This is a genomic window from Streptomyces paludis (genome assembly GCF_003344965.1).
Lineage (GTDB): Bacteria > Actinomycetota > Actinomycetes > Streptomycetales > Streptomycetaceae > Streptomyces > Streptomyces paludis.
Window position 1 is genome coordinate 8,162,680 of the sequence record NZ_CP031194.1, and the last position, 22,120, is coordinate 8,184,799.

General features: G+C 72.0%; 15 protein-coding genes. 1 reads left to right on the plus strand and 14 read right to left on the minus strand.

Going from position 1 to position 22,120, the window contains the following annotated elements:
* Window positions 1-54 precede the first annotated feature (54 nt).
* From DVK44_RS35225 to DVK44_RS35245, 5 genes are all read right to left on the minus strand, one after another.
* Window positions 55-2,028, minus strand: a complete 1,974-nt coding sequence (locus DVK44_RS35225; protein ID WP_114664662.1) for a beta-galactosidase — start codon at window positions 2,026-2,028, stop codon at window positions 55-57.
* Window positions 2,028-4,253, minus strand: a complete 2,226-nt coding sequence (locus DVK44_RS35230) for a WD40/YVTN/BNR-like repeat-containing protein (protein ID WP_114664663.1) — start codon at window positions 4,251-4,253, stop codon at window positions 2,028-2,030. Before DVK44_RS35230 ends, DVK44_RS35225 begins: the two co-directional genes overlap by 1 nt.
* 76 nt (window positions 4,254-4,329) lie before the next feature.
* Complete coding sequence (locus DVK44_RS35235; RefSeq protein ID WP_228447720.1) at window positions 4,330-5,235, minus strand: carbohydrate ABC transporter permease; 906 nt, start codon at window positions 5,233-5,235, stop codon at window positions 4,330-4,332.
* A gap of 56 nt (window positions 5,236-5,291) precedes the next feature.
* Window positions 5,292-6,215 (minus strand): ABC transporter permease, encoded by a 924-nt coding sequence (locus tag DVK44_RS35240; RefSeq protein WP_228447721.1) that lies wholly within the window; start codon window positions 6,213-6,215, stop codon window positions 5,292-5,294.
* A gap of 220 nt (window positions 6,216-6,435) precedes the next feature.
* On the minus strand, window positions 6,436-8,121 hold the full coding sequence (locus DVK44_RS35245) for an extracellular solute-binding protein (RefSeq protein ID WP_114664664.1): 1,686 nt from the start codon (window positions 8,119-8,121) through the stop codon (window positions 6,436-6,438).
* Window positions 8,122-8,581: 460 nt separating this feature from the next.
* On the opposite strand from DVK44_RS35245, the gene DVK44_RS35250 reads away from it, so the two are divergent.
* The gene (locus DVK44_RS35250) at window positions 8,582-11,458 is read left to right on the plus strand and encodes a glycoside hydrolase family 3 protein (RefSeq protein ID WP_228447509.1); all 2,877 of its coding nucleotides are present in this window, start codon (window positions 8,582-8,584) and stop codon (window positions 11,456-11,458) included.
* A gap of 68 nt (window positions 11,459-11,526) precedes the next feature.
* On the opposite strand, the gene DVK44_RS35255 is transcribed toward DVK44_RS35250, so the two are convergent.
* The 9 genes from DVK44_RS35255 to DVK44_RS35295 all read right to left on the minus strand — a co-directional run bounded on the left by DVK44_RS35255 (window position 11,527) and on the right by DVK44_RS35295 (window position 22,067).
* Complete coding sequence (locus DVK44_RS35255) at window positions 11,527-13,404, minus strand: RNA polymerase sigma factor (protein ID WP_114664665.1); 1,878 nt, start codon at window positions 13,402-13,404, stop codon at window positions 11,527-11,529.
* A 229-nt stretch (window positions 13,405-13,633) separates the two neighbouring features.
* Window positions 13,634-15,454 carry a hypothetical protein gene (locus tag DVK44_RS35260; protein WP_228447510.1) on the minus strand — a complete coding sequence of 607 codons (1,821 nt, stop codon included), beginning with the start codon at window positions 15,452-15,454 and terminating at the stop codon, window positions 13,634-13,636.
* Window positions 15,454-16,074, minus strand: coding sequence for a hypothetical protein (locus tag DVK44_RS35265; protein ID WP_114664666.1), 621 nt, complete (start codon window positions 16,072-16,074; stop codon window positions 15,454-15,456). The genes DVK44_RS35260 and DVK44_RS35265 overlap by 1 nt, the downstream gene beginning before the upstream one ends.
* Complete coding sequence (locus DVK44_RS35270) at window positions 16,071-16,955, minus strand: carbohydrate ABC transporter permease (protein ID WP_114664667.1); 885 nt, start codon at window positions 16,953-16,955, stop codon at window positions 16,071-16,073. The genes DVK44_RS35265 and DVK44_RS35270 overlap by 4 nt, the downstream gene beginning before the upstream one ends.
* On the minus strand, window positions 16,952-17,902 hold the full coding sequence (locus tag DVK44_RS35275) for a carbohydrate ABC transporter permease (protein WP_114664668.1): 951 nt from the start codon (window positions 17,900-17,902) through the stop codon (window positions 16,952-16,954). The genes DVK44_RS35270 and DVK44_RS35275 overlap by 4 nt, the downstream gene beginning before the upstream one ends.
* Window positions 17,903-19,180, minus strand: a complete 1,278-nt coding sequence (locus DVK44_RS35280) for an ABC transporter substrate-binding protein (protein WP_114664669.1) — start codon at window positions 19,178-19,180, stop codon at window positions 17,903-17,905.
* A gap of 39 nt (window positions 19,181-19,219) precedes the next feature.
* Window positions 19,220-20,005, minus strand: a complete 786-nt coding sequence (locus DVK44_RS35285) for a cupin domain-containing protein (protein WP_408055382.1) — start codon at window positions 20,003-20,005, stop codon at window positions 19,220-19,222.
* Entirely contained in the window at window positions 20,002-20,952 is a 951-nt protein-coding gene (locus DVK44_RS35290; RefSeq protein ID WP_114664671.1) for a DUF6807 domain-containing protein, read from the minus strand. The genes DVK44_RS35285 and DVK44_RS35290 overlap by 4 nt, the downstream gene beginning before the upstream one ends.
* Complete coding sequence (locus DVK44_RS35295; protein WP_114664672.1) at window positions 20,949-22,067, minus strand: Gfo/Idh/MocA family protein; 1,119 nt, start codon at window positions 22,065-22,067, stop codon at window positions 20,949-20,951. The genes DVK44_RS35290 and DVK44_RS35295 overlap by 4 nt, the downstream gene beginning before the upstream one ends.
* Between the last annotated feature and the right edge of the window lie 53 nt (window positions 22,068-22,120).

The following is a 22,120-nucleotide window of genomic DNA, read 5'->3' on the forward strand; positions in this document are numbered from 1 at the left end:
GAAGGCGCGGGACGGTTCGGCAGGTGTGACAGCGTGTGCGTTACGGCGTGTGCGTTACGGTGTGACCTCCCGGAGCACGGCCACGCCGTACCGGTCCAGCTCCACCGGGCCGTCCACCGGCCGGTCGTCGAGCACCTCGTGGTACGCCCCGGGGACCGGGACGGTCACGGCCTTGGGACTGTGGTTCAGCAGGAACAGCAGTGCGCCCCGGCGCACCGCCTCGACCCCGGCGGGCAGCCCCTGGAGCGTGGGGGTGATCCCCGCGCCCTCCGCGATCCGGGCGAGCAGCCCGCGCAGCGCCTCGGGCTCGGGCAGCGTCGACACGTACCAGGCGCGGCCGTCCCGTACCACCGCTGGGGAACCGGCCAGCTCCCCGCTGCGGTACGCGGCGACGCTCTCGCCGGTCGACAGCTCCAGCTCCTCCGACCAGAGGGAGGCGCGGAAGCCGTCGCACTCCACGCTCTCGCCGGCGTCCAGCGGCCACCACTCGTGGACCGTACGGATGCCGAACAGGTCGCGCAGCCGGCCGTCCATGCCGCCGGCCCGCACCCGGTCGTCCGGGTCGGCCACCCCGGTCAGGAACCCGGACACCAGGGTGCCCCCGTCCCGTACGTATCCGGTCAGGTTGGCGATCGCCGGGTCCCCGAGCAGATACAGATGCGGCACCACGACCAGCCGGTAGCCGCTCAGATCGTGGTCGGGGCGGGCGAAGTCGACCGGCAGGTTCGACTCCCAGAGCGCCCGGTGCCAGGCCCGTACGATCCCCGGGTACTCCAGACGCGACGAGGGCCGGCCGTCCTGCTGGTCCGCCCACCAGGAGTCCCAGTCGTGCAGGACGGCGATCTCCGCCTTTACCTGACTGCCCGTCACTTCCGGGCTCAGCCGGGCCAGATCGGCGCCGATCCGCTTGATCTCCTGGAAGGTACGGCCCTCCTCGCCCGCGTGGGTCAGCATCCCGGAGTGGAACTTCTCGGCGCCCTGGCGGGACTGGCGCCACTGGAAGTAGCACACCGCGTCGGCGCCGCGGGCCACCGACTGGAGCGACCAGAGCCGGTTCAGCCCGCGCGGCTTCGGGTGGTTGACCCCCCGCCAGTTGACCGGACCGGCCGCCTGCTCCATCAGCACCCAGGGACCACGCGCCTGGGAGCGCGTCATGTCCCCGAGCATCGCGTTGTACTGGCCGCCCAGCGGGTCCTTCGGATCCGGATAGATGTCGACGGAGACGACATCCTCCTCCTCGGCCCACCGCCAGGCGTCCTGCCCCGACCACAACGGCATGAAATTGCTGGTCACCGGGGTGTCCGGGGTGTGCCTCAGCACAATGTCCCGCTCCGCCGCGTAACACTCCAGCAGCGCGTCCGAGGTGAAGCGCCGGAAGTCCAGCACCTGCCCCGGATTCCGCATGTACTGCGCGCGCCGGGGCGGGATGATCTCCTCCCAGCGGTCGTAGCGCTGGCTCCAGAAGGCCGTGCCCCAGGACTCGTTGAGCGCGTCGAGCGAGCCGTGCCGCTCCCGCAGCCAGCGGCGGAAGTGCTCGGCCGTCCCGTCGCACCAGCAGTGGGTGCAGTACTCGTTGTTGATGTGCCACATCCGCAGCGCCGGATGGCCGGCGTAGCGCAGCGCGAGATCCTCGGTGAGCGCCGCCGCGTACCGGCGGTAGACCGGTGAGCTGGGGCAGAACTGCTGGCGCGAGCCCCACCACACCGTGCGCCCGTCCTCGTCGCGCGGCAGTGTCTCCGGATGGCGCGCGCCCAGCCACGGCGGGGGAGAGGCGGTCGGGGTGGCCAGCACCACCCCGATACCGGCGCCGGCCATCAGCTCCATCAGCCGGTCGAGCCAGCCGAAGTCCCTTGCCCCTGGACGGGGTTCGATCCGCGCCCAGGAGAACACCCCGAGGGTGACGGAGTTGACCCCGGCCTCCCGCATCAGCCGTACGTCCTCGGGCCAGACCTCCTCCGGCCACTGCTCGGGGTTGTAGTCGCCGCCGAAGAGCACCCGGCCGCGGGTGGAGTCGTTCAGGGAGCGCATCAGGCGGGGTCTCCGTACTGGATGCCCCGGCCGTTGGTGCCGAGGTAGACACGGCCGTACACCCGCGGGTCGCCGGTGATCGTCTCGCCGGTCCAGCCCCACTGGTGGGCGTCGTCGTTGATCCGCGTCCAGCTCCCGCCCGTGTCGACCGAGCGGTACACCCCGATGAAGTTCTCGGTCGCGCCGGTCTGGTAGATCGCCGGATAGGAGGCACCGGCCGCCGCCCGGCCGAAGCCGAGGGCGTACGAGCCCCAGCAACTGGTCACCTTCGTGAACGACGTACCGCCGTCGGTCGAGCGGTACAGCCCGTTCCACTTCGCCGAGAGCCAGAGGTCACCGGTGCGCTCCGGCGCCGCCGCGATCCGGAACTGGCTGTCGCCCGCGGGCAGCGATCCCGCGCCGCGCACAAAGGTGGCGCCCGCGTCGGTGGAGCGGTACACCGCCCCGCCGTCCGTGTCGTACACATAGAAGCGCCGCGCGTCGAGCGGGTCGGCGACCGGTGTGCCGCCCCGGGGGAAGGTGGTCACCTCGCTCCAGCTCGCGCCGTTGTTCGTGGAGCGGAAGCCCGGGTGCTTGGTGCCGTCCCAGTGGATGAACGACCACAGCAGCGTCGAGCCGTCGGCGCTCACCGCGATCGGCCCGGGGGCGCTGTTGGCGATCGACGGCTGGGCGGCGAAGGGCGCCCAGGTCTGGCCGCCGTTCGTCGAGTACGCGCCGTTGCCCTGGTCGCCCCAGCCGGAGCGCACCACGTACGTGGGCCTGAGCGCGGCGATGGCCAGCCCGGTGGCCGAGCCGAAGACCGGGTTGGTGGCCATGCCCCGGGACGGCGAGACCGTCAGCGAGTCGTGGTACATCACCCCGATATCGCCCAGCCCGCTGAGGAGTTGGGCGCCCCCGGCGGGCGGCGCGATGAGCTGGCGGACCGCCGACTCCTCCAGACCGCGGATCTCCGGCGCCCAGCGCACCAGGTCGCGGGTGCCGTAGAGGGTGGCGCCCGTCCCGAAGACGATGTGCCGCGAGTCGAACGGGTCGAGCGCGACGGCCTGGATCCACCAGCCGAACTTCGCGGTGCCGCCCCAGTTGAGATACGGCGTCTCCCGTACGTCGAGCGTCGCCGTGTCCTTGAGCGAGGTCCAGCTCGCACCGCCGTTGGTGGACCGGTAGAGCGTGTCGACCGGACCCCAGCGGTTGTTGGTGGACACCACGACCGTACCGGAGACCCGCGGGTCCACGGCCACCCCGCCGTAGGCGAAGGAATCACCGCCCGACGGCCGGACCGGTGTGATGTCCGTCCACACACCGGTGGCGGTGTTGAACCGGCGCACCGACCCGTCGCTCTGGTTGTTGGGCCCCGATGTGTTCGCGTACGTCACGTACAGGGAGAGGGTGCCCGCGTCGTACGCGGCCCTGATCGGCACCTGCGCGGCCGCACCGGACGGCTGGCCGGGGACGGCGCTCCAGTTCACCCCGTCGGTCGTCCGGTAGAGCGCGCTGCCGCCGTCCCCCCACCCCGCGTACACCGCGCGCCCGGCGGCCACCAGGAAGGTGATGCCCTGGCCCGAGGAGTTCACCGACGCGGGGAACGAGGCGGCCGACCAGGTGGCCCCCCGGTCCGCCGACCTCAGCAGCCCGTTGTGACGGGTCCCGAGGAAGAGCACATCGCTGCTGAACGGGGAGACCAGCAGCCGCTCCCCGGCGCCGCGCCCGTCCTCGTTGGCGCCGAGCTTCACCGTCAGATCGGTCCGGCTCCAGGTGGCGCCCCGGTCCGTGGAGCGCAGGACGGCGCCGTTGCCCGCCCAGGACTGGGTGTAGGCGCCGAGCGCGAGATACAGCCGGTCCGGCTGGCCCGGGTCGACGGCGATGGCCTCGACGCCCAGCAGGTTGTAGTCGTCCCAGCCGAGATGGTCGGTGAGCGGCGTCCACCGCTGCAGTCCGTCGTCCCAGCGGTACGCCCCGCCGATGTCGGTACGGGCGTAGGCGAGGCCCCTCACGGCGGGGTGGAAGAGCACCCCGGTGATGAAGCCCGTACCGCCGATGGCCGCCGTGCGCCAGGTGTACGCCTGCGCGGCGGCGGCCCCGGCGGCCGTGCCGGCCGGGGCCTTCGGCCGGGGCGCGGCGAGCGCGGGGGTGCCGGTCAGGGCGAGGGCCGCGGCGGCCGCCGAGGCCGTGGTGAGCACCGTACGTCTGCGGGGTCCGTGCGCGTCGTCGGACACGGTGTGCGACATGACGTCACCTTCCGTCGTGGGGGAGGGGCATGGGGGGAGTGCGTGCGGGGCACCCGGTCAATTCGCCCGGACCTCGTCAGCCCTTGACCGCGCCGGTGAGCATTCCCTTCTTGAAGTGTTTCTGTACGAACGGGGACAGCACGGCGACCGGGAGGAGCGCCATCACCATCACCGCCATCTGCACGGCCAGTTGGGAGAGCTGGCCCGCCTTGATCGCCTGGCCGAGACCGACCGGCGGTTCCTGCTTCTGGACGAGCTGGATCATGACGTTCTGGAGCGGCATCATGTCCTGGTCGCTGAGGTAGAGGGACGCGTTGAACCACGCGCTCCAGTACCCCACCGCGTAGAAGAGTGTGATCACCGCGATCACCGCGCGCGACAGCGGCAGCACGATCGTCCACAGAATGCGCAGATCGCCCGCGCCGTCGATCCGCGCGCTGTCGGTGAGTTCCGGGGAGATGCCCATGAAGAAGCCGCGCAGCACCAGGATGTTGAACACACTGACCGCGCTCGGCAGGATCAGCGCGAGATAGGTGTCCGTCAGGCCCAGCGTCTGCACCAGCAGATACGTGGGGATCAGGCCCGCGCCGAAGAACATCGTGGCGAGCAGCAGCATCAGCATCCAGCGGTGCCCCAGCGTCCCGGAGCGGGAGAGCCCGTAGGCGCCGAGCACCGACACCGTCATCGAGAAGGCCGTGCCGACCAGGGTGACCCCCACACTGATCAGCGCGGCGCGGGTGACCTGGCCGCCGCTGAGCAGCTCCTGGTACGCGATGAACGTGATCCCGCGCGGGATCAGCACGAGCCCGCCCGCCTCCTGGATGGTCTGCTTGCTGGAGAGGCTGGTGACCACCACGATCCACAGCGGGAAGAGCACCGCCAGACAGGCCACGGCCAGCACGACACCTTTGCCCGCGAGCCCGGCCCTGCTGGGCTTCTCCTCCCACACGGGCCGGGGCTCCGCCGCCCACAGGGCGGTCAGGGCCGCCGCCCGGGGGCGCGCGGCGGCAGGCTTCGCCGGGGGCGTGGTCAGTGTGCTCACTTCTTGTACACCCCCTGCTCGCCCATCAGATGGGCGATCTTGTTGGCGGCGAGGACCAGCCCGAGGCTGACCACGCCCTTCACGATGCCGGCCGCCGCCGCGTAGCTGAAGTCCTGGTTGCGCACACCGTTCCACCACACGTACGTGTCGAGGACCTCGGCCGCGCCGGGGCCGACCGCGTCCCGCTGGAGCAGGATCTGCTCGAACCCGACGGTCAGCGCGTCCCCGACACGCAGCACCAGCAGCAGCGCGATGACCGGCCGCAGCGCGGGCAGCGTCACATGCCACATCCGGCGCCAGCGGTTCGCGCCGTCCATCGCGGCGGCCTCGTACAGATCGGGGCTGACCGAGGTGAGCGCGGCGAGGAAGACGATGATGCCCCAGCCCGCGTCCTTCCAGACACCCTCGAAGGTGACCAGGAACTTGAAGACCTCCGGGTCGGTCATCAGGTCGAAACCCTCGTAACCGCGCTGCCGCAGGGTCTGCGCGATGATGCCCGCGCCCCCGAGGATCTGCTGGAAGACGGTGATGACCAGCACCCACGAGAAGAAGTGCGGCAGATAGAGCACGGCCTGCGCGAAGGCCCGCACCCGGGGCCTGAGCACACTGTTGATGAGCAGCGCGAGCAGGATCGGGATCGGGAAGAACAGCACCAGCTGGATGATGAAGAGCACCAGGGTGTTGGTCACCGCGTCCCAGAACGCGGAGTCGCCGAAGACCCGCTGGAACTGCTCCACACCGACCCACGGCGACTCCAGGATGGAGATCACACCGTTGTCGCTGATGTACGGGTCGTAGTCCTGGAAGGCGACCACATTGCCCAGGATCGGCAGGTAGTTGAAGACCAGGACGAGCAGCACGACCGGCAGGGTCATCAGGATGAGGACGCGGTCGCGCCTCAGCCGCACCCGCAGCGGGATCCGGCCGGCGTCCGAGGCGGCCTTGGCGTTCGCCGTCCCGCCGGGCGCGCCCCGGCCGGTCCGCCGGGCCGCGCGGGCCCGGGGGACCCGTACCGTACGGCCGTCCCCCGGATCCGGACCGGTGCCGTCGGCGCCGCCGCTCGTGTCGCTTTTGTCGCTCTTGGCGTTCTTGCCATCAGGTGTCCGGGCAGTCCCGGGCGCGGTGCTGTGCGGCACTCCGTCACCCCTGCGGCGCGTTGTCGTCCAGCAGCTTGCGGTACCACTCGCGCAGCTTGTCGCCACCGCCGGCGCGCCAGTCGCTGACGGCCTGCTGCACATCGCTGATCTTCTTCCGGCCGCGCACCACATCGTCCTCCAACTGCTCGAAGTCGTTGGCGAGATTGGTGTAGCGGGCCGGCTCGACGATCTGGAGCCCGTAGAAGGACGACTTCTTGGTGAAGGCGCCCATCCGCTGCTGCCACTCCACCTGCGCCTTGGCGATCTCGGGCAGGTCGGGGTGGGCGATGGTGGGGGGCGGGCCGTCGAGCATCACATAGGCGTTGATGACCTCGTTGTTGCCCTTGTCGTTCTTCACGGGCAGCCCGTTCTCGACGGTGTAGTGCACGCCCTCCTCACCGTAGTTCGTGAGCATGTACTCCTTGGTGCCGTACGGCGCGGCCGTCACATTGGCGGCGGCCAGCGCGTCCCGGACCACCGCCTCCGACGCCTTCTTGCTGATGAACGACCAGATGTTGGCGGGCGATCCGGCCCACAGCGCCGGGTCACCGCCGTCGTGGCCGAAGATGTCCATGCCCCAGATCACCACACCGGTCTTCTGCGCGGCCTGCTCGGCGGTCTTCGCGTACCAGTGGGAGATGTCCTGGTTGTAGATCAGGGTCTCGCCGGAGGTGAAGCGCAGCGCCGGGTCGCCCTGGGTCTTGCCCGCCTTGGCGTCCGGGTGGACCACCCCGGCCGCGTACAGCTTGCGGGTCCACTCCAGCGCTTCGAGATACGCGTCGGTCTCGATCCGGTAGACCAGCTTGCCGTCGGTCATGTTCCAGCCGAGCGGCTTCTCCTGGCCGGAGAGCACCCCGAAGATGTTGAACGCCGTCCACTTCATGTCGTCGCACGCCCAGCGCTTGGCCTTGGCGTTGGTGATGTCCTTCGCCAGTGCCAGGAACGCGTCCGCCGAGGTGGGGAGTTGGTACCCCTCCTTGTCGAAGACGTCCTTGCGGTAGAACGGCACGATGTTGGGCACCCACGCCGCGGGCATCGGGATGCCGAGCAGCTTGCCGCCGAAGAGGGAGCGCTGCCAGGCGTCGGTGGGGATCGCCGCGAGGTTCGGGTACTCCTTGACCTTGTCACCGGCGAGATACGGCCCGAGATCGGCGAACTTGCTGATGACGGCCGACGGGATCTTGCCGCCCATGTTCCAGTTCGGGATCACGACCATGTCGGGGATCTCGCTGGAGGCCAGCACCGCGCCGAGCTTCTGGTCGTAGGTGTTGCCGTCCTGGTTCTGGAAGACGATATCGGCGCCGATGGCCTTGTTCATCGCCGTGTAGTACGGGTTCTGGCTCTTCGGCGGCGACCCCCAGAACGGCGCCATCACCTTCACCGTGCCGCCCTTGCCGAGCGGGGTGGGCACCGACGCCTTCAGCTCCGCCATGTTGAGCGGCTGGGTGAAGCCGAGGGAGGAGCCGTTCTTGGACGGGATGTCGGGGGTGACGACGTTCTGTGCCACGAAGGTGGGCAGCAGCTTCTTCGCGTCCTTGCCGGAGGTGGTGCCCCCCTTGTTGGTGCTCCCCGAGGAGCCGCCGCCGCACGCGGTGAGGAGCGGTGTCCCGCCGGCCACCGCCGCGGCGGCGATAGCCGTGGAGGCGAGGAAGCTTCTCCGGCTGGGGACGGAGGCGGACTTCGGCGTCATTGCGTCAACCCTTCGTGGTGCGCCAGGACACCCGGCGGGAGAGCCCGCCGGTCGGCTGCGGTGTCATGAGATGGAGCGGGCGTAGCTGCGTAACCGGCCTGACTGAGTTATCTGGAGCGGGCGTTACGAGAAACAGCCACCGCTGATCCGGCCGTGATCTGTCGAAGCGCTTCGATGTTGCTGCGAGGTTAAATGAACGCATCGGGAGGCACAAGAGCCGATTCCAAGATTCCTTTCCCCCGTGATGGCCCTGGCCAACAGAGCGAACTGGCCACCGGGTTACCGCATCGGAACAGATCCGCGTCGATGCCCCGGAACGTCTTGACACGTGAGGATCGGACTCGGAGCATCGAAGCGCTTCGAAAGCCCGGCGGACGGTACGCTCGCCAGCCCGGACACCGTCCGGGAGCCCGTTCGCGCCGTTCGCGCTCCGCCAGAACTCCTCCAGGGGGAACCGCCCGTGACCGCAGACCAGCCGTCCTTCCGCGACCCGCGGCTGTCCCGGAGCGCACGTGTCGACGATCTGCTCGCCCGGCTGACGGCCGACGAGAAGACCGCCATGCTCCACCAGTTCGCGCCCGCCGTGGAACGCCTCGGCGTGGCCGCCTTCCGCACCGGACAGGAGGCCCTGCACGGCGTCGCCTGGATGGGACCGGCGACCGTCTTCCCGCAGGCGGTCGGCCTCGGCGCGACCTGGAACGGTGAACTGGTGCGCCGTGTCGGCGAGGCCGTCTCCACCGAGGTACGGGCCATGCGCGCCCGCGACGACCGGGTCGGCCTCAACGTCTGGGCGCCCACGGTCAATCTGCTGCGCAACCCCCTGTGGGGACGGAACGAGGAGGGGTACGCGGAGGACCCCGGCCTCACCTCCGCGATCGCCGTCGCCTACACCCGCGGCCTGCGCGGCGACCACCCCGACGTGTGGCGCACGGCCCCGGTCCTCAAGCACTGGCTCGCACACAACAACGAGACCGACCGGGCCGTCTCGTCCTCCTCGATCAGCCCGCGTGTCCTGCACGAATACGACCTGCTCGCCTTCCGCACGGCCGTCGAGGCGGGCGCCGTCGCCGGTGTCATGCCCGCGTACAACCTGGTCAACGGGCGCCCCAACCATCTCTCGCCGTACCTCCGCGACCACTTGCGCACCTGGACCGACCATGAGCTGCTGGTCTGCTCCGACGCGGGCGCGCCCAGCAATCTCACCGACGCCGAGAAGTACTTCGACACCCACGAGGAGGCCACCGCCGCCTCCCTGCGCGCCGGTGTGGACAGCTTCACCGACCACGGCACCGACTCGTCCGTCATGACCGGCCGGCTCCGCGGCGCGCTGGAGCGCGGCCTGATCGGCGAGGACGACATCGACACCGCGCTCCGCCGGCAGCTCGCGGTCCGCTTCGCGCTCGGCGAGTTCGACCCCGCGCTCGACCCGTACGCCGGCATCAAGCCCGCCGACGGCTGGGACACCCCCGGCCACCGGGCGCTCGCCAGGGAGGCCGCCGAACAGGCCGTCGTCCTGCTCAAGAACGACGGCCTGCTGCCGCTCGCCCCTGGCGGCGGCGACCGGATCGCGGTGGTCGGACTCCTCGCCGACGAGTGCAAACTCGACTGGTACAGCGGCACCCTGATCCACCGCTCCACCCCGCTGGACGGGCTGCGCGAGCGCTACGGCGCCGACCGCGTCACCTTCGCGGAAGGCGTGGACCGGGTCCGGCTGCGGCTGGGCGCGGGCTGGGCGCAGGTGCCCGAGCCGTCGGCCGACACCGCCCGTACGGCCGGCGACGACCCCGGTACGGAGGCCGCGCTCGACCCCGCCCTGCTCGCGGGCCGTACCGACCTGCCGCCGCTGACCCGCACCGACGACCCGGCCGCCGCGACCGAACTCGCCCTCATCGACTGGGGAAACGGCCTGCTCACCCTGCGCGCCCCCGACGGCCGCTATCTGTCGGTCGCCGACGACGGCTATCTCCGGGCGTCCGCCGCCCGGCCCGGCGGCTGGGTGGTCCAGGAGAGCTTCCGGCTCGAACCGCACGACGGAGGGCACCTCCTTCTGCACTTGGGTACCGGTCGGTACGTGTCAGTCGCCGCGGACGGACTGAAGGTTGCCGATCGTGGTGAGCCGGCCGAGATCGTCGTCACCGAGCGCGGTGAGGACGCCGTGGCGCGCGCGGCGGCGGACGCCGACGCGGTCGTGGTCGTCGCGGGCAACGACCCGCACCTGGCCGGCCGCGAGACCGAGGACCGCGAGACGCTCGCCCTGCCCGCCCACCAGGACCGGCTGTGGCGCGCCGCCCTCGCCGCCAACCCGCGCACCGCGCTCGTGCTGACCTCGGCCTATCCGTACGCCGTACCGGAGGCGCACGCCGCGCTCCCCGCGCTGCTGTGGACCGCGCACGGCGGCCAGGCCGCGGGCGCCGCGCTCGCCGCCGTACTCTCCGGCGACGTCTCCCCGGCGGGCCGGCTGCCGCAGACCTGGTACGCGGACGACACCGACCTGCCGGATCTGCTCGACTACGACATCATCGGCTCGCGCCAGACCTATCTCTACTTCGAGGGCACACCGCTCTACCCCTTCGGCCACGGCCTGTCGTACTCCTCGTTCTCCTACGACGGCCTGGAGGTCGGCCTGACCGGCGGGCCCGCCGACGGCACGGCCGTACACGCCCGGATCACCGTCACCAACACCGGCACGCGCGCGGCCGACGAGGTGGTGCAGCTGTACGTGCGCGAGGCCGACCCCCGGGTCCGGCGCCCGCACCGGCAGCTCGCCGGCCACGCGCGCGTGCCGCTCGCGCCGGGCGAGTCCCGTACGGTCGAACTGACCGTGCCGCTGTCCGCGCTCGGCTACCACGACGTGGCGCACGGCGAGTGGACCGTCGCGGGCGGCCGGTACGTCTTCGAGGCGGCGGCCTCCAGCGCCGACATCCGCCGCTCGGCCGATCTGGACCTCCCGGAGACGGCCCCGCGCGCCAGGCCCGTCCTGACCCGGGGCCTGGCCGCCGCCGACTACGACGAACAGACCGGCACGGAGATCGTCGACCGTACGAAGACGACGGGCGACGCGGTCACACCGACGGCCGGCGCGGGCCGTCTGGTCTTCCGCGACTGCGACTTCGGTACGGGCGCGGGCGCCGTCACGGTCGAGGTGGCGGGCGCGGGCGAGGTCCTCCTCACCCTCCCCGGCGACACGCCCGTGGCCGCCTTCGAGATCCCCACGGCCACCGGCGGCCCGTACGCGTACACCACGCACAGCGCCCCCGTCGCCCTCTCCGGTGTGCGCGACCTCCAGATCACACTGCGCGGTGAAGTGCGCCTGGCCCGCGTGGACTTCGGGGCCTGAGGGACCCGAGGGGCCGTATCCGGCCCGGCCCCGGGCGCCGGGTCCGTCCGGGGAGAGCGAGGCGTGGCTCAGCGCACGGACGAGCGCTGAGCCACCGTCATCGGATCGGCGGACGCCGACCGGGTCAGATACTGTGGGACGGGCGCCGTGTCGTCGCCCGTGTCCCGTACGGTGCCGTACCGCACCCGGCCCGCCGCGTCGTCGCCCGGCGCGGCGGCGAGCGCGGCCGTGACGGTCTCCCAGGACGACGGCAGCACATCGAGGTTGTAGTCCGCCTCCGTCTCGTTGAGGTGCAGGGTGACCTCCCCGTCGAGATGGAAGTACTCCTCGCGCCACATCGTTTGCGCGCCGGCCGGGAGGGTGATGCGGCCGTCCCTCGGATTGCCCTGCCAGGTGTGACCGGCCCCGGCCCCTGGCTGGACGTCGTCCATCCGGTGCCCGCCGCCGGATCCCACGTGGAACAGCTTGCCCCTCAGCCCCGTCCAGGACGGCATGGTCAGTCCGCCCGGCCGTTCCCCGTACATCAGGTCCCAGCGCACGGTGAGGTATCCGGTGCCCCTGACGGTCACCCACTCGCCCCGGTGCACGATCTGGTAGCCGCCGACGCCCGAGACCTTCCCCGGGAAGCTCGTCATGGTGACGCCCCCGTCCGTCCGGCGCGGCAGCGCCCCCGGACGCGCCACGGGATCCGGCGCCGCGTCCGGCCCGTCGACCACCGAGCCGTACGCACCGGTCACGGCCGGTACGGACGGCGCTCCGGAGTCCGTCGGCGTCGGCTCCGGCCGCGCGAGCACCGCCGGGGACGAGACGGCGGCGCTGGGCGACGGTGATGGTGAGGGAGAGGGGGAGGGAGACGCGGACGGGGTCGGGGCCGGGCTCGGCCGGTCCGTGCGGGTGGCCTCTGCCGCCGGGGCAGTTGTGGTGCGGTGTTCGCCGGACTGCCAGGGGGCCTGGTGGACCAGGGCCGCGCCGCCGCCGATCGCCAGCAGCCCGGCGGCGATCAGCGCCGCCGGCTTGGCGGCCAGCGCGGCGGACCCGGCGGTGGGTGCGGCGGCCCCGGCGCCTGCCCCGGCCCCCGCGCCCGACCCCGTACCGGCTCCCGTACCCGCCGCCGCTGCCGCCGAGGCCGCGCTCGCCCCGGCACCGACAGCCCCCGGGATCAGCTTCCACGCCACCAGGGCCAGCGGCAGCGGCACCAGCGCCAGCCGCGCCAGCAGACCTTCGGCGGGCAGCAGTTCGGCCTGGTGCACGGCGCAGCGCGGGCACTCGCGCACATGACGGGCGAGCCGCTTGCGCCACAGCGCGCCCGGCACCCCGTCCCACTCCACCGTGAGCAGCACCAGATCGTCACAGCGCGGGCGCGCGCCCAGCGCCCGTACGACCATCCTGGCCGCCTCCAGCCGGGCCTTCATCCGCTGCACCCGCACCGCGACATGGTGTCCGGACAGCCCCATCGACTCGGCGGTCTCCGCACGCGTCAGCTGTCCGGCGGTCTCCAGCCACCACAGGGACAGCAGCTCGCGCTCCTCGTCCTCCAGCCAGCGGGTCGCCTCCGCCACCTCGCGCCGCTGGCCGGACAGCCGCAGCTCCAGAATGGCCAGATCGACGAAGTCCGCGCCCGGGTCGGCCGTGTCGCGGTTCTCGTCCAGCGGACTCGGCACGGCCTTCGCCGCCCGGGTGCGCCCGCGTTCACGTATCTGGTTCATCGCGATGGCCACCGCCCAGGAGCGGAACCGGCGCGGGTCCTCCAGCCCGGCCAGCCCGTTCAGCACCCGCAGCATGGTCTCCTGCACGACGTCGTCGACATCGGCGTGACCGTCGAGCGCGCGCCCCACGATGTTGTAGATCAGCGGCAGACAGCCGGTGACCAGGGTGTCCACGGCCCGCTGGTCACCGGCGCGAGCCGCCGCCACCACCTCGGGTCCCGGTTGGTTCCGCACGTGCATCGATCCGTTCCTCGTACTCCTGGTGAATCCGGGTCCCGGCCCGCCCGGCAGGCTGTCCGGGCGGGGAATTCTCCCCGCGGCGGACGGTCCGCCGGGCACGGCCGTGTACAGGAGACGGAGGACGCGGACACGGATCACAGAAATCCGCGGACTTCTTCTCCGCGCCTCAAACGTACGTGGTCCCGTCACGCGCGCCTCAGGACGTATGTCCCGGGGCGCGCGCCCTCCCTCAGCTCAGCGTCAGCCGGTACGTGAGCGGCGACCGGCCCGTGATCAGCACCCGGATCCCGTCCGGCGTCAGCGAACCGCCCATCCACGTGTAGCGCTCGCCCGCCTCCACCACCGGCGGCTGCTTCCCGCCCTTGCCGTTGCCGGGGCCGAAGACGATCCGGTCCTCGCCGACCGTGTACGTGGCCTCCCCGTGCACCAGTTGGTAGGTGTCCGGCTGTCCGGCCACCGGTTCGAGCCCCTCGCCGGTCAGCCGGCCGCCGCGCCGGAAGCACAGCTCCAGCGCCAGCGGCACCTCGGACCGCGACACGTCGAAGGACAGCTCCCAGCGTCCGCCCGGCCGTTCCCGTACCAGAACCTCCGTCCGCAGTTCGCGGTACTCCTTCTCCCGGTGCGGGAAGTCCATCGCCGACCAGAAACGGCCGTCGTCCGTCAGCGGGTACGCCCCGTCCTCGCGCCGGTGGCGGCGCGGCAGCGGCTGGTGGAACCCGGCCCGTACCTCCGCCCGCAGCCGCCAGCCGTCCCCCTCGCGCACCAGGTCCTCGGAGCGGAAGTGCCCCAGCGAGAAGAACTGCGGGGACAGCCGCAGCGAGTCGAGCACCGCCGCCCCGTTGCGCATCTTGAAGAACGTCGGATTGCTGGACAACCCCGAGGAAATCGCGTGCAGTTCGGGGAAGTCGGTGCCTCCGAAGACCGTCGCGCTCCGGTCCCCGCGCCGCACCCGCACCAGCCGGCACGCCGGGTCGTGGTGCTCGAAGTCCGTCGGTACGGAGGTGACCGCCGGCAGCCGCCGGGCCAGCTCCGGACGGTCGAGGACCTCGGCCAGCCGGTCGCCGAGCGGTGTCTCCCCGAAGGTCTGCCCGGCACCGCGCTCCCGCAGCAGCGCGGCCATCGCGGCGAGGCGCCCGTCGCCGTCCCGGATCGCCAGCTCCCGGTACTGGAGCCAGAACTCCGGTACGTACCGCAGTGTGTTCTGGTCCTGGCGCCGTGAATGGACGCTCTCCACCTCGCCGTTGGGCTCGGTGACGTACAGCGTCGCGTCGAGGTTCGCCCGGACGCGCGCGTACAGGTCGGCGCGACCGTAGTGGCGGGCGAGTGTCAGCAGCGCCGGATTGGTGACGACCGCCGAGTAGGTGGGGCTGCGCTCGCTGTACTCACCGCCCGGCAGCTGGTCGATCCCCTCCGCCAGCCAGTCGTCGACGCGCCGCGCGTACGACCGGTCCGGCCACCGCTCGTGGATCCGGGAGAGCGCCGAGCACACCAGCCAGCGGTGGTTCGCGGTGTGCACCCCGCCGGTGGCGAGCGCGGGGCCCGCCTTGCGCAGGATCCGCTCCACCGTGGCGCGCAGCTTCCGGGTCGTGCGGTGATCGTCCTCGGCGAGCAGGCCGTACACGATGTTGAGGTCCACGATCGAGAAGGCGGTGTCCGGCGGGGAGTGCACCGCCCCCTGGTCCCACAGCCCGTCGTCGAACTGCTCCTCGGCGAGGGCGTCCGCGAGCCGTTGTGCCGGCTCCAGGAGGGCATCGTCGTGATGGCGCTCCGCCGCCGTGTGGACATGGACGGAGACGAGGGTACGCAGCGAGCGGGCGGCGGCGCGCGCCCTGCCCATGTCGCGCAGCTCGGTGAGGTGTTGGGGGTAGCTGTCGAGGACGGCGGTCGCCCGGGCGTCGGCGGCCGTGGTCAGGAACGCGACGAAGTCCTCGTCCACGGCGCTTTCGTCCACCGTGTTTTCGCCACCCGTGCTCCCGCCCGCGCGGGCGAGCCCGGTCGTGGCGGCCGTGGCGGCGGCGGTCGTCGTGGTGAGAAAGGTTCTGCGGGCCATCATGTGCTCTCCTGCTCCTGCTCGGGTGACACGGACATCCTCGCGCGTACGTCGATCGCGGTCAGCGCGAGAGCCAGCGGCCCCGGCGCCAGGAACGCCAGCGGCGGCATCATCCACGCGCACAGCGCGGCCGTCAGCAGTGCGAGGACCACCAGCGCGCTGCCGCCCGGGTCCCGGACCGCGTCCCGTCCCGCGCACCGCACCGCCGTACGCCAGCCGCCGGCCGACTCGGGGCGCGCGCACGCCCGCCCCGCCACGACCAGCGCCGCCGCCCCCACCAGCGCGGCCACCACCGAGAACGCCCGCGCCCCCGGCAGCCCGGCCCCGGCCAGCGCCAGATCCGCCACCAGCAGCAGCGCCCCGGCGAGCGCCACGGCCCCCGCCGTCAGATCGCCGGCCCACGGCCGCCGCCGCAGCAGCGCCAGATACCGGCCGGCCGTGACCGGCCGGCCCTCCCGTACGCCGCGCAGCACCGCGCACGCGGTCGAGAGCGCCGCCGGGACGGTGACCAGCGGCAGACAGACCACCGCCGTCACCACTCCCACACTCAGCACATCGGCGAAGAGCGTGGCGCGCGGACCGAAGATCTCGCCCGGCTCCCGGGCCCGGGCCGCGCTCATCCCTTCACCCCGGAGCTGGCCATGCCCTCCACCAGGAAGCGCTGGAACGCGAGGAAGAACAGCACGATCGGCAGCAGCGCGATCACCGACATGGCGAACATCGGACCGAACGCCGACTGGCTGGAGGCGTCCACGAACGACCGCAGCGCCAGCGTCAGTGTGAACTTCTCCGGCGAGAACAGATAGATCAGCTGGGTGAAGAAGTCGTTCCACGTCCAGATGAAGGTGAAGATCGCGGTCGTGATCAGGGCCGGCCGGGTGAGCGGCAGAATGATCAGGAAGAAGCTGCGGAACGGCCCGCAGCCGTCGATCCGCGCCGCCTCCTCCAGCTCGCGGGGCAGCCCCCGCATGAACTGCACGATGAGGAAGACGAAGAACGCCTCGGTCGCCAGGAACTTCGGCAGGATCAGCGGCCAGTACGTGTTCACCATGCCGAGCTGGTTGAAGATGATGTACTGCGGGATCAGCACCGCGTGGTGCGGCAGCATGATCGTCGCGATCATGAACGCGAACAGCGGCCCGCGCAGCCGGAACCGCAGCCGCGCGAAGGCGTAGGCCGCCAGCGAGCAGCTCAGTACGTTGCCGAGGACGGCGCCGCCCGCGATGAGCAGCGAGTTGGTCAGCAGCTGCCACACGGTGACCCCGTTGACCCCCTCCAGGGCGGTCGTGTAGTTCGACCATTCCAAGCGGCCCGGCAGCAGATTGAGACTGGCGATCACCTCCTCGGCCGGCTTGAGCGAGGTCGCCAGCAGCCAGGCCAGCGGATAGAGCATCACGGCCAGGACGGCCAGCGCGCCCGTGTGCAGCGCGGCCCGGCGCCAGGGGAAGGGCGCGCGGCCCGTGTCCGCCGGAGTGGTCCCGTGGGGCAGGGTGGTGGTCATCGGCCCTCCTCGTCGGCGTAGAAGACCCAGGAGCGCGAGGTACGGAAGAGCACCGCTGTGACCGCGCCGATGGCGAGCAGCAGCACCCAGGCCATGGCGGAGGCGTAGCCCATGTGGGACGCGACGAAGCCGCGGTCGTAGAGATAGAGCGTGTAGAACAGCGTCGAGTCGGCCGGACCGCCCTTGCCCGCGCTGACCGCGAAGGCCGGGGTGAAGACCTGGAACGCCTGGATGGTCTGGAGCACGAGATTGAAGAAGACCACCGGCGACAGCATCGGCAGGGTGATCGACAGGAACTGCCGCCACCGGCTCGCGCCGTCCACCGACGCCGCCTCGTACAGCTCGCCCGGGATCTGCTGGAGACCCGCCAGGAAGATCACCATGGGCGCGCCGAACTGCCACACCGTCAGCAGCGCCACCGCGAACAGTGCCCACTCCGGCCGGTTGACCCAGCCCCCGGTGCCCAGCAGATTGTCGACCGTACCGCCGTCGTTGAAGATCGCCCGCCACACCAGCGCGATGGACATCGACGCGCCGAGCAGCGACGGCGCGTAGAACGCCGACCGGTAGAACGCCCTGCCGCGCCGCATCGACTTCAGCGCCATCGCCACGGCCAGCGCGACCGCCAGTTGCAGCGGTACGGCGATGACCACGTACCGCAGGGTCGCGCCCACCGAACGCCAGTAGCGGGGGTCCTCGGTGAACATCTGGGTGTAGTTGCGCAGGCCCACCCAGCTCGGCGCGTTGAACATGTCGTAGTCCGTGAAGGACAGATACAGCGAGACGGCCATCGGCAGCAGCGTCAGCACGCTCGCGCCGAGCACCCAGGGGGAGAGGAAGACCCAGGCCGCGCCCTCGCGCCGGCGTCCGCCCGGCCTGCCCGGCCGCTTCGGGCCGGTGGCCCCGCCCCGGCGCGCCGGGGTCACGGGTATGTCGGTGGTGGTCATTTACCTCAGCTCCGCCTTCGCCTCGGTGATGTAGTTCTCGGCCGCCTCGCGGGGCGACATCCGTCCGAACGACACCTGGTCGTAGTCGCGGGTGAAGGTGTTCTGGAGCGCGCTGTCGCCCGAGGGCGGCGCCTGCGGCGGGGCGTTGAGCTTCCCCTCCACCGATGCCTGGTAGGTGGCGACGGTCCTGTCGAAGCCTTCGAGGACCGGTACCACGTTCTTCCGGATCGTCTCGTTGACGGGGATGCCCCGGCTCGCGCCGAGGATCTTCGCCGCGTCCTCGTCGTTGATCATGAAGTCGATCAGCTTCGCCGCTTCCTCGGGGTGCGAGGTGGTGGCGCCGGCGCCGATGAACATCGACGGTTTGAAGTACTGCCCGGGGGTGCCGTCCTCGGCCCGCGGCATCGGCGTCAGCGTCAGGCCCTCCCCGACGATCGCCTGGTAACCGCTGGACGGCGCGTCCCAGTTGAAGTCGGAGAGCGCCGTGGACCGGCCGAGCGGGGTGTTCTCCACCGAACCGTCGAGCTGGGTCGTCTGCTCGGCGCTGGAGACCGCTCCCTCGCGCCGCAGCCCGTCGGAGAAGGTCCACCAGCGGGTCAGGTCGTCGGCCGTGAAGCCGAGCCCGCGCCCCTCCGTGTAGAGGGACTTGCCCTGGCCGCGCAGCCACACCTCGAAGGCGTCCTCGCTCTGCCCGGGATCGGTCGACCCCGGCTTCCCGGTGCGCTTCGCGAGCGCGCGCATCGCGTCCGCCCACTCCTCCCAGGTCCAGTCGGCCTTCGGCAGCGGCACCCCGGCGGCCTTCCACTGGGTGGCGTCGTAGACGACCGCCTCGGTGCCGCGGCCCATCGGGACGGCGAACTGTCTGCCGTCCAGCCGGCCCGTGGCCAGCAGCCCCTGGTCGATGTCGTCGGTGCGCAGCACCCCCGACCGCTCACCGAGGTCGAGCAGCACCCCGCCCGACGCGTACTGGTCGATCATCCGGTAGTCGAGCTGCATCACGTCCGGCGCGTCGCCCCCGGCCGCCTGGGTGGCCAGCTTCTGCTTGTACGCGTCGTAGCCCGCGAACGACGTCTGGACGTCGATCCCGGGGTGCTTCTTCTTGAAGAGGGCGACGGCCTGGTCGGTACGGGCCGCCCGGTCCGGGTTGCCCCACCACGTGTAGCGCAGGGTCACCTTGCCGCCGCCCGTGTGGTCGCCGCCTCCGCAGGCGGTGAGCAGGGCACTGAGCGCGAGCGTCACCAGAAGCGCGCAGGACCTCGTTGTCCTGTTTCCGGGCATGCTGAACTCACCTCTCCTCTCTCGGTGGTGTGTCGCTGGTCAGGCGTCCGGCGCACCGTCCGGTACGGCGCTGTCCGCCACGGCGTCCGGTACGGGCAGTGTCGTGCCGGGCAGCTCGTACTCGTCGCGCCGCCCGCACATGCCGAGGCCGCCGAGCCGGGTGGGACCGCTGCCGTACACCGCGGACCCGGTGGCCAGATACTCCGGCGCGCCCGCTTCCAGCGCGTCGAGCTGGCCGCCCGTCCGCTCCGCGGCGGCCAGTGCGCCGGCCCGCCACCGCTCCCGCCAGACCGGCACCTTCGGCCGGACCAGCCGGGCCGCCGCCCGCTGGAACTCCAGATACGGGCCGCTGTCGCCCGCTTCGAGCGCCTCGCGCAGCACGAGATACCCCTCGACGGCGAGATCCCGGCGCCGCCGGGCGGCCTCCTCCGCCGCCGGGCCCGACTTCGCGGGCAGCGCCGCGGCGGCCGCGTACCGCTCGGGATCGGCCAGATACTCCGGCGGGAAGGTGAAGACCGCGTCCCCGGCCTCCGGCAGGCCGCTGTTCTGCATGAGTACGGTGATCCGCAGCCCGCCGCCCTGCACCATGCGGTGTACGGTCCCGGGCGTGAACCAGGCCACGGACCCCGCCTCCAGCGGTGTTTCGCGGTAGCCGTCCGGGCTCAGGGTCTGGACCGCGCCCCGGCCGCCGGTGACGACGTACGCCTCGGTGCACACCAGATGCAGATGCGGGCTGCCGCCGCACACCCCGTCCGCCGCCTCCCAGTCGTACGCGCTCAGGTGCGACAGCCCGACGGCCCCCGGCAGCGGGTGCGGCAGGCTCACCACGACAGGCCCTTGAGGTGCGCGTCCACCCGGTCCCGGTCCCAGGCGCCGTCGGCGACGACCACCCGGTAGCGGTACGCGAAGGACTCGCCCGGCGCCAGCGCGAACTCGTCGAAGAACGCCCAGGAGAACGCCACGGTCGGGATCGGCTCGGCGCGGACGAACCAGTGCGACGCGTCCACCGCGCTGCCCTCCTCGCCGCGCGGCGCGTGCGCGAAGACCAGCGTCGAGTGCGCGTCGACATCGTCGTGCTCTGCGGTGAAGCCGAGCCAGGGGCCGCGCGTGCCCATCAGCCCGTGCCCGGCGTGCGAAGCGTCCGGGGCGTCCGCGCTGTCCGCGGGGCCCTCCGGGCCGAAGACCGTCCCGCCCGTGAAGTCGCGCGGGCCGCGCCACTGGAGCCCGGTGTACCCGGCCATCTCCCGGCCCGCGGTGGTCGGCGAGCCGAAGCGCAGCGGCTCGTCCCGGACGTTCGTCAGCCGGATCGACCAGTCCAGCGCCCAGGCCCCGGCCTCCTCGTCCACCGAGTGGACCGTGATGCCGCGCTCCTCGCGCGCCCACTCGGCGCCGCCGTTCTCCACCCAGGTCAGCTCCTCCGCCAGGGTGAACCGGTCGTCCGCCACCGCCAGCACCGGGAACCCGTCGTGCCGCATCGAGCCGACCCGCTCCGGCAGCGCCCGGTAACCCTCCCCGTGCACATAGCAGTTGCCGCCCCAGAAGTTCTGCCCGGACAGATGGCTGGCGGTCATCTGGAGACCCTTGTGCCAGCGGTGGTCGTTGGGCCGGTAGCCGCTGACCTGCCGGCCGCCGAGGGTGCGCAGCGGATGGATGTACGGCTTGCGCGCCTCGAACGCCTCCGGATCGGGCCGGTACACATAGCTCAGCAGCTCGACGCCGCCCGAACGCACCGTGATCCGCTCGCCGTGGGTGTGGGTGACCTGAATCGTCATCGCTGAGGGCTCCAGTCGGGGTGGTTGCCGTGCATGGCCGTGTAGTACGGATCGCCGGGCGCGATCTCTCCCGCGTGCACGGGCCGCCCGGTGAAGGCCGCCTTGTAGAGCGCGGCCGCGAATTCGAGCGTGGAGCGGGCGTCCGGGCCGCTGCCCGGCGGCCGTACCCCGGCGTCCTTCGCGTCGAGCAGCGCGCCGAGCTGCGCGGTGTGCGAGCTGGGGACGTCACCGGCGGGGGAGCGCCAGGCCGCGGCGCGCTCCGGCGCGACCCCCGGGGCCGGGGTGTAGGTCCAGTCGGCGTTGGAGTGGCCGTACAGATGCGTCAGTTCGACCGTCGCGTCCGCGCAGTCGATCCGGATCCGGCTCACCTCGTCCGGCGACAGCACACTGTTCACGACGGTCGCCAGCGCGCCGTTCGCGAACCGCACCAGCGCCGTCGAGACATCCTCGCTCTCGGTGTCGTGCACCAGCCGGGATGCCATGGCGCGCACCTCGGTCCACTCGCCGAGCAGATGCAGCAGCAGATCGTACTGGTGGATGCCATGCCCCATCGTGGGGCCGCCGCCCTCGGTCGACCACCGGCCGCGCCACGGCACCGCGTAGTACGCGGCGTCCCGGTGCCAGGTGGTCTGGCAGTGCGCGACCAGCGGCGCGCCCAGCTCACCGCCGGCTATCAGCTCCTGGGCATGGGTGGCCCCCGAGCCGTAGCGGTGCTGGAAGACCACCGAGGCGTACGCGCCCGACGCCTGTTCGGCCGCCGCGATCTCGTCGTACTCGGCGAGTGTGAGGCAGAGCGGCTTCTCGCAGAGCACCCAGGCGCCGGCCTTGAGCGAGGCGACCGTCTGCTCCCGGTGCAGGGACGGCGGGGTGCCGATGAGGACCAGATCGGGCCGGGCACCGTCGAGCATGGCGGCCAGGTCCGCGTACCCCTGGACGTCGAAGCCCGCGGTGGCGGCCTCGGCACGGAACGCGTCGAGCCGGCCGGGATCCACGTCGACGGCGGCCACCAGCTCCACCCGGTCGGCGTGGGCGGTCAGGGCCGGCAGATGGCTGCCGGCGACGATGGCGCCGGTGCCGACGACGGCGGCGCGGAGACGGTCGGGCTGGCGGGGCATGGCGGGAACTCCTCGGATACGGATACGGGTACGGACGGCAGGACAGGCGGCAC